We start from the raw sequence: 10,978 nt of genomic DNA on the forward strand, positions 1-10,978 counted from the left end.
CGACCATTCTCAATATCGTAAGTGCGGGAGAAGCGTGCGTGGCTAAGGTCGCGTTTGCGTCACCCCGATGCGTGCAAAAGCGGCCGCAGTCCTCTCCAGTTGCGGCAGGTCGCACACTGCTCCCATCGGGTTCCTCTCTGATCCGCCTATTCCTTCGGCATCGTCACCGTGTAGTGGCAAAGTAGCATGATGTCCTCCAAGCGCTCGAGCACAGTGGCGACATCGGCCTTAAGTACACGGATGGTCCAGTCAGCCTCCTTGCCGGTGTCGCTTGCGTTTTTCACATCTATCGCCGCGTCGTTGACGATCTTGTGGACCAGCGAGCCGATATTGGCGGCGTTCTCGATTGCTGGGAGGTCGGGCGTACCCGGCGGGCCGGCCAGTGACATTTTCATATCCGGGGCGGCGTCGGGCGACCGGTTCCTCGGGGCGCCGAAAATCTCCACGCTGTTGATAGTGATCGTGCCGCCCTGGAACAAAAGCGGGAAGCGCTGCTTGGCAAGCGAAATCGTCTGGCTGTGATCCCCCGCGGCGTCGGCGACGTTGCAAAGCCGGTGCCATTCGCTCGGGAATTCGTGCCGAAGGCTGAAGAGACGAGTCTGCGGCTGTACAGCCTCATCCTTCAACTGCTGCGTCAAACTAGCGACGGCAGCGCCTCTCAGCGGCGTGCCGCCGTCCCGGGCGGTATATCTGACGTGCAGCACCACGTCGGATATTGTGTCGTAGTCGAATTGACGGAAAGTCCTTGGAAGCTCGATCCGCCAACGGGAGATCGCGCCGGCGCCTTCGAATGGCAGATAGCGTTCGTCGCGGAAATTGAGTTCGAACAGGCCACTGTCGTTTTGCGCGTTGCTGGTAGCGACTGACTGCATCCGCGTCCAACTGGTGAGGAAACGGTCATCCTCTCCCCCGTCCCGCTCGGCATAGCCGTCGGCCGGTGTATTCTTGATCCGCGTCTTGTCGCGCAGTAGCGTGAGCGTGCAGTTTATTCCGGTATAGGGGCCGACCACGGCCGGGACGCTGATGCCGACGCTCTTGATGCGGCGCATGTAATGGCCAGGGAAATCGACGTCGAACACCGCCTCTGGCAGTTCTATCTCGCACCAGCCCAGTTCCTTGAGCTTGATCAGCTCCAGAGGAGCGTTCATCACCAGTGAGAAGTGTTTGGTTAGTTCGTAGTCGCGCCGGTTTCCATCAAAATAGGCGCGTTCCATCTGCTTGAGCTGGAGATACAGTCGTTCGCCGGACATCAGGCCCTTGCGCATGCTGTCCCATGCCCCGAACTGGATGAAGTTCGAACTGGTCAGGCCTAGTTCGAAACGGTGACAACGTTCCGCCTTCTTGGCCAGGTCATATGCCATCTGGTAGGACTGAAAGAAGATCGTCGAAATGTCGCCGGCCATCCAGCTGTAAAGTTCCTCGCCGGTGAACTTGTTGCGCAGAAATTCCTGAACTTCCTGGCACTGCTCGATCTGCCGCGTTGTATTGTCGAGATCCTGCTGGGCGCAAGCGACGCGGATACCGGCGGCTACAATCTGCTTGTCGATCTGGACGAGTTCCTTGGAGGCCAGATCCTTCTGCAATTTCCATTCGTCCGACCGGCGCTGCCAGCCACCGAGTATGGAAGAGAGATTGGCATGGTAGGTATGAAGTGAGGCCTTGTACCCTTTCTCGCGGCTCTTCGCCTCATGAGCCGGGAGGACGTTGCCACGGCCAAAGGCCGCGGAAATGCTAACGGATGGCGACATGCCGAACGAAGCACCCACAGAGATGTCTGTGGAGTAGGAGGCGATATCGGCCGTTGTTCTCTCCTCCGACTGAGCGTCCTCCTGGCTGGCCTGGGCCTGGGCCAGTTCGTTCAGTTGATTGGTTTCCTCGCCGATACGCTGCTGAAGCTGGTTGTAGAAGTCGAAACGCGCCTGCGTCACGTCGCGCGTCTTCTGAAGGGCGATCTCAGAGGCCTGCGCCTCGGCGAGCTGCTGCTGCTTGAGCTGCTTCGTGAGGGACAGCAGCTCTGCCTCATGTGCGGTTCGCAGGTTGGAGAGATGTTCAGCATCTCGCTTTTCGAGCGCCGCCAGCAGCGCGCTTCCGAGCGTGCGCAATTCTGCCGCCATCTCCATCGCCTTGGCGAGCAGCACGTTGAAGCGGTAATAGGGTAGCGGAGCGCTCAGATCGCTCAGCACGCTGCCGATGTCGATGCCCTGTGCCACAGCCCGGACCAAAAGCGCTGGGTCGATGGGCGGTTCGAACAGCGGCAATTCCCGCACGACGCCTTCGATATTCATGCAATGGCGGATGTTGAACAGCCGGTTGGCGACCGTGTCCCAATAGGCCAGCAGCTTGTCGTTCTGCGGGAGGCAGAAGTAGAAGCTGCGACCGATCCCGAGTAATGCCCGGTTTTGCGTGGCACCGGCGTTCGTCGTGGCACGGTTGCTGAAGGGGAGATCGTTTTCAAATTCGACGAGCGTCTGGTTGAAGGCATCCAGCTTGGCGGCTCGCAGCTCGGCGTAGGTCTTTGCCTCGCCCTGGCCGCGCGCCGGCACCCGCTGCGCCCTCGGGCCAAGCAGAATCGCGGCCAGCACATAGAGCTGTGTCGCCTGATTTATCGTTTCGATCGTGTCCTGCCGGAACAGCTGGTCACCCCAAGCGATCAGGTTGTCGATATATTTCATCACCACGGTCTTTTGATAGGCAACAAGGCGCAGACGAGCGACGCGATGCGGCTGGAAAGGATGGGCTTGGAGATCCTCCCATTGCGCGATCGCGTCCTTGTCTCCTGCGTTCAATGCCTTCAGCAGGTCATCAAGTCGCTGCGGCTGGTTCTCGCGCAAGGGCAGCACGTTCCAGTAGCGCTGTGGCACGGGATCGGAGCCATCGCCGACGGTCGGGTTGAAGATGTAGTGGAACCAGGTCATCGCTTCCTCGAAGCGCTGGTTCTGGCTGAGCCGTGTGGCGATCAGCAGGGGTACGTGGAAAAACAGCTCCCAATTGTAAAGGCTGTAGGCACCGGTGAAAGAGAAATCCACGATGTGCTGGGGCCAGGGCGTGTTGACCGTCGACCATGAGGGGCCGTAGGCGTCGGCAAAGCTGAGGACCTTGGGTAGGTCGGCTGGACGCTGGCTGCCGATCGTTAGCAGGCCGGCGACGCCGTAGCGGTTGAGCCGCCGTCGATATTCCGCCGCATAGGGGTGGAAGAACGTCTCGAAAGTGAAATCGGCCGAGTACTTGGCGACGAATAAGTCCGAGGGCTTGATGACGCCGTAGTGAAAGATCTGACTTTCCAAAGAAAGCGCAGTCGCGCTGATGGACGCACTCGTCGCTGCCGTTGAGGTCAGGAACTGCGCTTGGGCCGCGGCTATGCCAGCTGGACCCGACTGCCAAGGATTCGCCTTGACGCTCAGCAGTTTGAACTGCGGCTCCAGCTGCGCCACAGAGGTCGTCTCATAAGAGGCGGCCTTCGCCGCATAGCTGCCAACGAGATACGGCTTGATACCGTCGGCCAGGTAGGGGGAGATGTCGCTAGGAGCCGAACTCGACGGGTTGACAAGATAGGTTCGCGGCCCCTCCTGCACGAAGAAATGGTCGTTGAGCGTATAAGGCTTTGTGCCGGGGGCGTAGAAGGAAATGAGGTCGGGCGTTCGTGCGAAGACCGGGATCGCCGCATCTGGATCCGCAACCGGCAGGAACTCCATGTCGCCAGCGCTAGCCGCCAGGAAACCGGAATGGTAGGTTATGTTTGAATTCTTGTCGTTCGAGGAAGCAATGCCATTGTAAGTCTGAAGCGTTATTGTGCCCAGTTGCTTAGAGATGGCCGCGTATTCCGGCCCGCCGCCTGTTAGGAAGCCCCCCGGCCCGAAGGGATAGGCCATGCCGATCCCGCCGGCTGGTAGGGCGAAGACGAAATTCAGCTTGTCGCCGACTTTTTCTATGTTCAGCCGAACGCTAGGATTGGCGATAGCAACGGCGACGGTGGCGGGCGTAGTCTGTTTCGAACTCCATTTTCCTTGATGATATTCGCTCCAAGCAAGGCCATACGCCGTGTATCGGTTGTTCGTGGCGAGGTTGGCCTTTTCGATGGTCACCGTCCAGAAGAGATAGAGGCGTCGGTTCCAGATAACCGGCGAGACTTCGTCAGCTTGAATGTCGAGCGGCACCTTTTCCCATGCAGTCCAGTAGGTATAGGTCGGATTGACCGTCACGAACTGCCGGTAGTAGAAGATCCGCGGCGTCGCGAAGCTGCGGCCGAACACATGCAGCACGCTTTGCCGTTTCTCATCGGCTAAGAAATCCCGCTGTTCGTAGAGGCCGCAAATCTCGAGCTGCGACACGGTATCGAGTTTTTCGAGATAGCTGCCCAGGGCGATTTCCGCGGCATCAGCGGTCAGTTCCGCTTGCAACAGATCGGATTCCAGCTCCTTGAAGAACGGACTCTTGTCGTCACGAAGCTCGGCCTCAATCCAGTTCTCGGGAAAAAGGAATATCTTGAGATTGGCTTCCCATACCCGGTAGTTCTGCATCCACGTCCAGCGGTCGCTGTCGATCATTCGGGGAGAGACATGTGGCATTTCCAGATTGAGACGGCAGCGCTGAATGAACAGTTGCACGGACGAGATCGCCTGCTTGATGCGCGAGGTGCGGATGCAGGGACTCATCTCGACGTCGATCAGGAAATGCTCGAAAAGTTGGCCGGGATCCGTGTATCCAAGACGAGGTAGAAGGTAAGCTACGAGTGCGGCGCGCTGCGCCTCGCGCAAGGGGTCCGCTACCAAATGGGCGGCCTCCAGCCAGGATTGATCATCGTATCGCGCCTTGTAGGCGCGTTTGGCCTCCTGGGCGGCCGTGCGCGCCTGCTTCATGTCAGGCACGGCGGCCGCCCAGGAAAAAAGTTGCGTGGTGGGAGCGGCGAGCGATCCGACCAGCCGCATCGCCTTGGCAAAAGCGAGAAGTTTCGCGACGTCGCGATAGTCCGCGTCCCGTAAATCGAACCCCGCGGCGCCCGCGAGGCCCGCAAGCGTTGTCGCTTCGAACCCGGTTGCTTGCTGCAGCCTTTCCAGCGCCAGCGCCGCGTTCGGCGCATCGAAGACCTCGTTCAGCGATTGCGGATCGGCAATCGCCAGGTTTCGCAGCGCGACGAATTCGTTCAAGCTTGACCACGCGGCAAAGAGCTGCGCCGGGGTGGCTCGGAGTGCGTCGACCGGCAACAGGTTCAGGTTCATCGATCCCGCCCGCACCGGGTCCGTCAGCAGCGCGGTTTCCGGCACGGAGAGCCCGAAACCTCCAATCAGCAGGCTGGCCTTGTGCATGCGTATGTAGGTATGGCGCGCGAATGCCTCGACATCGCCGCGTGTCGCGGAATAGAGCTGGCCTGTGGGAATGATTTCAGCTGGCGACGAGGCGCTGCTCCAGCGCAGCTCGAGCAGCGCCGGGACTTCGTTCGGGTCTGCCGAGGCGAGATTGAAATATTCGAGCTTCAGATCGTAGGATCGACCTGCTTCGAGGTCGCTGGAGACGGTATATTCGGTGGGCGGCCCGTCGTTCCACCGGTCGATCAACAACGCGCCGTCGATCGTCAGGCGCACGCCACCGCCTGCCCGTAAATGGAATTGATAGGTCTGCGTTTTTTCGGAGACGAGTTTGCCGGTCCAGCGGGCGCCGAGCGCGACGCCCGGATCCCACCCGAACGAAACGATTGGGTCCACAACGATCCTGACCGCAGGAGCGGTCAGCGTTTTGTCGGCGAAATATTCGCCAGTCAGGCCGTCGCCGCTCAGCGCGAGAAAATCCGAGATGGCGGGCACGGTCTTGTCTGCGTCCGTGCCAAGCGGCAGCACGCTACCGTTCCCTTCCAGGAGCAAAGCCGTCACCGACGGATCGAGACCGAGGGCACCGGCGAGTGTCTGTTTGATCAGAGCTCGACTGAGGGCAATGCGAAACTTGGGCAGCGCGGCGGCAAGAAAGGCCTTGAATTTAGCGGCAACGCGCGTCGGGTCGACACTTCCGTCCGCGCTGAGAGTTGGAGCCTCGAGAACAGCGGTCCGCAGGTCTTTCTCCGCTGTCGGCCATTCCAGCCGAGCGACCAGCGTCTGCGTCAGCAGGCTGCGGGGCTGATCGTAGAGCGACTGCACCGCCATCCGATAGTCGTTCACGCCCGACAGGCCTAGGAGCACGGCCTTGGCGGCGTCGGTAAGCCAGCCAGATGACATCAGCAAGCGGCTCTTTCCGTTGTAGCTGACAGAACCCGCCGGCAAGACAACGCCGGCCGGCAATACAGCCAGCGGGGCGCTGTAGACTGCCGTGCCGGCTATGAGACCGGCGAGCTGCTCGACGATGTGCGGTTCGAAGAGCTGCGCCAGCTTGGCGCGCGTCAGCTCGCCGTTCGGATCGTCGGAAGCGATGTTGTCATTGGCGATACTCACGAGCCCATCACGAATGATGGCCAGTTGCTGCCCGATCGTCTCGCCTGCTGGTGCAATGGAGGGAAAGGCGTCAGCCGTGCCGCCGAACAGATAGTCAAGTGTCGCCGGCTTGAATGACGTTTTGGCCAAATTATTGGCAAGTCTGACGAAATCGAGCGTTCGTGCCGGATCGATGTCGGCCTCGTCGAAATCCTGGTTGCTCTGCGACAGCCTGCTGAATGGGCTCTTGCCTGCCAGTATCTCAAGCGTGATGACATCCTTGATGGCCATATGCAGTGCCCGCGCCAGCGTCGCATAGCGATAGAGCACGGTCGCCGTCGCCAGCGTCAGCGGAGTATTGTCGTCGGCAAAGGAGGTCGTTGTCGCCGGCACCCCCGGCGCCGACGTCCAGCGCGCATGCTGGCGGATCAGCGTGAGGTCGGTTGCTCGCGTGCGCAAGCCCGCCAACAGCGCCGGCAGATGATCGACGAGCCTCAAGCCTGCCGCCGTCAGGTAACCGCCATCGACAGGCTGAAAATCCGGATCGACATTCCTGACGGCCCGGTTGAGGAACAGGGAGTTGTAAAGGGCGTCGTCACCGTTGACCGGAATGTTTCCCCAGAGGCTCAAGAGTTTCTGCAACGGCAGGTCTAGCTCGCCTTGCAGTTGTGTGATCTGTCCTAGCTGTCGCAGAAACTTCGCTGTGATGTCCGCAGCCTGAAGCGCGGTCATAGTGCGGTCCAGATCGACAATGGTCCAGCCGGTCTTTCGCCAAAGGCGGATGAATCGGTGCAACCGCGCGAGTTCAACATCGTCGAGCGACGTGCCATCCAGATGCAGAAGGCGAGTTAGGCTGAGGTCGCAAGCCGAATCAGGCGCATCGAGCACCAGCATCTTGCTGATTGTGGCGAATTGCTCTGCGGCCCAGGTCTGCAACTCGGCGATTGTCATTCCGGCGCTGGCCAGTGCCGACAGCGTCGGAGGATCGGGATTGGCGAAATTGTTCGCGACCAGCCGGGCAAGTGTGCCGAAGCCTATCGGAATGCGCTCGAATGCCTCCAGAGCCGCTCCATGCGGCCGCGAAGGATTGAGATAGCGTGTGCCAATGAGGGCGATGAGATCGAGGTAGGCCACGCCGGTGCGAGCCAGGAGAGTGGGAACCTGCGTCAACCGCTCGACCCAGGAAGACGAGCGCACTCCTGCGGCACCCCAGGTGGCGTCGCCGCTGAAAAGCGTGAAAGCCATGCCCGCCAGGCTCGCGCCCCCCAGTCCGACGTGACGGGCTGGAACCTCGAGCCTGACCCAAGCGCCTGTCGCCGGCATCGGGCCCATATAGCGGCGGCTCGCGGTCGCCTCGACGCCCCAATCGAACTTGCTCTCGCCCCAGTAGGCGCGATGCGACCAGGTCCCGTCGAAGAACTGCAGCATGAGCATCCGCGGCGGGTTGGCCGGGTCGAGAAAGACCTCGGCAAAAAGAAAGTCATCCGCGGCGACCTTCAGCCCGTTCGGATCGGCGACGCTGTCGAAAAAATGCTGGTGGAGGCCTGGGTTAAGTGCGGAGGCGTGTGTGTTTGCTCCCGACGGAGGCGGCGGCGCGAAGGGCGCGAAGGCCCAGGCGTCGCCGAGAACATGCTGGACGGCGCCAACTGGCAGTCCGCCCGAGACCCAGGCGATGTCTGCGGGGGCCGGCGGTGCGTTGAAGCCGTAGAACCCGGAAACCGGTGGCAAGGGCGGAACCGGCGGCGTGCCGTCGAAGCGGGCGCCAGTGAGAATAGTATATTCGTGCTCGGTCATCGAAAGCGCTTCGACATCGAGCGCGGTATCGAAGGCTGCACTCTTGTCCTTGCGGAAGACCGACATCACCTCGTGCCGGCTCGTACCCATCTGCTTCAAAGTCAGGCGCAGGGAGGTGATCGGTTGATGAAACGGGAGGGTGAAGGGGTAGACGGCGCCCTCCAGCCGATCGTAGGCGGTGTCGCGGATGTTTTCAGGATTGGCGCCGAGTTCGGCGGCCGTCACGCCCGGCGAGCTCTCGTTCGGCGCCGGCACGGCCGGCACAGCGACATTACCATCAGCGTCGGCCTTCAACGGCAGCGACTGCCTGAACGCAACGTAGCTCTCCAGCACCTCGTTGACGAGGTCGACATAGGGCATGGTCGTGTTGGTGTTTTCGCAGGAGAGCTGAATATAGGCCAGGTCCGGCCGGCGGCCGATGATCGGCGTTCCGTCTGCCCAGGTCTTCTTGGCGTTGCCGATCAGGACGTCGAGTGGTGTTATGCCGGGGATGTCCGGCCCGAGAAACTGCAGCAGATCGACGAGGTAGGCGGCCGGGCTATGGACCGAGCGGCATTGCGGACAGTCACAGAATTCGGCTGAGCCGAACAGTGAAGAATAGTCCGGCCTGTTCTGCGAGATGACGTCATCGAGTTTGTCCTGGTCGCTCACAATGCGCCTCCTGGAACGTCGCTGTTCATCGCGTTGTTGAAAAGCACGTACTGATGAACCGCGGCGGCGCTGATGTTGGTCGCGCGGTTGATCACCATCCGCGCTTCGGCTTCGCCCGTCAGAGGCGTCAGAATGTCGAGCGCGACGTCTGGTGGCAGTTCGGCGATGTCGCGCGCCGAATTGAATCCCGCTTGCACCAGTGCCTTCACCGACAGCGGGCTGGAGCTGAGACGGAACAGTCGCTGCAGACGCTTGACCTGCGCGATCACCAGCGGCCGTTGCTCAGCCTGAATGTCTTTCAAAAGGTCGTCACCATGCGCAGCCAGCAGATCATTGATCCGGCCCTCGACGAGATCGAACTGTGCCTTGCGCACGGCGTCCGACAGGAACTGGGTAACGGCGGGTTGGGTATCGGCGAACGCTGTCGCCGGCAGAGTGGCTACGAGATTGGCAAGCGCTGCCGTCGGATGGGCTATCTGCACCGCGGAGGCAAGACTTGCCGCATAATTGGCCCTTCGTTCTTCCGGGTTGCCCGGAACGTCATCGGGAATTGAGATTTCCTCATTGTCGATCAGCGCTTTCCATTTGTCCTGAGTGTCAAGCGCGAAGGCGAGTTCGCCGATATTGCCGATGTCGGGGTGCCTGGCACGAACAGCGCCGACCAGCGCGATGTTGTTCTGCGTCAGGGCTCCGAGCTGAAGCCCGTATTTCACCTTGGCGATTTTTTGTGGGTCGCCGAAACCGGGCAGGGTCGCGAGCTTCTGCCAGAATTCGGCGGTGGTTCCGACATGGTCGGAGAAAGTGCGCCACAAGGTTGCCTGCTCGCCGGCATCCGGCAGATCGGTGCCGATCAGATCCGCGAGCGACGGCGCTCTTTCGCCTGCATGATAGTTTGGAAGGATGCGGGCAAGCCGGTCGCTGATGGCTCGGACGCTCTCCTCAAGACGTGCCTCCGGCGAGAAGGGAGCGATGATCAGAGGCATGCCGGTACTGGCTCTCTTGAGCGCGCCGCGCAGATCATCTGTGCTTGCACGAGCGAGCGCGATCACATCGGTCCCGACCCCGGAACGGGCGAGGCCATAGAAGACGGCGGCGCCGACGCTGTTTTCAAACGGGTCGCGCGCAAGCCGGAAGGCGGCCACAAGCGTAGCTATGCGGGAACGTTCCAGGCCGGTTTCGCGCGCGGCGAAAGAGATGTCGCGATGATTGTCCTCATCGAAGCGCTGAAGCATGGCGCCGACGAGCGCCTCCTGCCGCGCAAAGTCGGCATTGTCCGGTATGGCTTCCGGTACGAGCGGTACCAGCGCGAGGATCAGTTGCTCGTATTCCGAAGGCGGCGGCATTTGCACGCCGCCGGCGATCACGATCCGCACCTCCTCGACCCGGCGGGCCTCGATCCCCATGATCAGATCGTCATCGGATACTGGCATTTCCTCGGTAATATCCTTGCCGTCCGGAAGCCGGACGATCCGGAGCGCGTCGACCGAGCGGCCGTCACGGCCAAGAGCGAAGATCAGATCGGGAATGAGGGTCCCGCTGGCGGGAATATCACCAGCCGCAAAATCGGCTGTCTTGTATGCCAGCTCGAACCAGCCGGTCTTGCCGTCGCCGCGGCTTTTGGTGGCGTCACTGCCAAGAAGCTGGCCTGTCAGCGGGCTGTCGCGGCGAAAGAACAGGTCGCGGTCGTAGACGCTGACGGCAATACCGTTGACCGGCCCGCCGGCGTCGATGATCTGGCCGCGCACGACCCATTCCGGCTGCGGCGCGTCGAGCGCGCCCAGTTCCTGCAGCAACCGGTTGAGGACGTCGGCGGTCGGCTGGTCGACGACCTCGCCTGGTGACAGCTGGAACTGCTGCCGGACGGTGACAATGACATTGCCGGTGCCGGTACTGTAGATCCCGGCATCCCGGTCACGGCGCAGGCCCGCCTCGAGATCGTCGCGCCGATCGTCAGGCAGGCGAATGCGCTGCTTGTCGATCAGCAGCAACAGGGCATCTTGCACGTTGGCAACCGCATCGGCCGCAGTGCCGGGGCCGATGGCAGGCGGCGGAGGATTTGCAATCGGCTTCATGGCTGCGCTGCTCCTTTCGTTCGAGGATCTCGGGATTGTCGAAGCTTGTTATTTTGCCCTTGCTCA

2 protein-coding genes are annotated in these 10,978 nt (G+C 61.3%); both read right to left on the reverse strand.

What is annotated here, in order from left to right; translation table 11 throughout:
• Nucleotides 1–146: 146 nt before the first annotated feature.
• Nucleotides 147–8,840, reverse strand: coding sequence for a neuraminidase-like domain-containing protein (locus tag QFZ88_RS18665; RefSeq protein ID WP_065997445.1), 8,694 nt, complete (start codon nt 8,838–8,840; stop codon nt 147–149).
• On the reverse strand, nt 8,837–10,912 hold the full coding sequence (locus QFZ88_RS18670) for a hypothetical protein (RefSeq protein WP_065997443.1): 2,076 nt from the start codon (nt 10,910–10,912) through the stop codon (nt 8,837–8,839). The genes QFZ88_RS18665 and QFZ88_RS18670 overlap by 4 nt, the downstream gene beginning before the upstream one ends.
• Nucleotides 10,913–10,978 lie beyond the last annotated feature (66 nt).

It is taken from the genome of Mesorhizobium sp. YL-MeA3-2017 (assembly GCF_030814575.1).
Taxonomy (GTDB): Bacteria; Pseudomonadota; Alphaproteobacteria; order Rhizobiales; family Rhizobiaceae; genus Mesorhizobium; species Mesorhizobium terrae.